Origin of the sequence: Cellulomonas bogoriensis 69B4 = DSM 16987 (genome assembly GCF_000767165.1) — a bacterium.
GTDB classification, from domain to species: domain Bacteria; phylum Actinomycetota; class Actinomycetes; order Actinomycetales; family Cellulomonadaceae; genus Actinotalea; species Actinotalea bogoriensis.
The window spans coordinates 1-439 of record NZ_AXCZ01000470.1; the positions used below are offsets into that span (position 1 = coordinate 1).

Consider the following 439-nt stretch of genomic DNA (forward strand, 5'->3'; position numbering starts at 1 on the left):
CGTCCTCGCCGCCGCCGGGCTGCGTCGCCTCGGGCTGCTCGACGGCACCGGTGGTGTGCCCCTGGAACCGGCCGTCATGACGCCCGCACCCGGGCAGGGGGCCCTGGCCGTGGAGTGCCGCACCGACGACGCCGACCTGCGCGCCGCCCTGGAGCTGCTCGAGGACCGGACCACCCGGCTGGCGGTCACCGCCGAACGGGTCGTCCTGGCCGACCTCGAGGCCGGGTGCGCCGCCCCGCTGGGCGCCCTCGGGTCCGTCATCGGCGACCACCTGCACCTGGACGTGGTGGTGCTGCGACCGGACGGCACCGACCAGATCCGCACCTCGGCGGCGGTGCCCCTGCCGCCGGACCCTGCCGACCAGCACGAGGCCGCCCTCGCCCTGGGGCAGGACGTGGCCCGGCGCATGCTCGCCGCCGGGGCGAGCGAGCTCGGAGGG

General features: G+C 78.4%; 1 pseudogene. It reads left to right on the forward strand.

From position 1 onward, the window contains the following. Positions 1 to 439, forward strand: a pseudogene (locus N869_RS16065) (hydroxymethylbilane synthase); the annotation flags it as partial.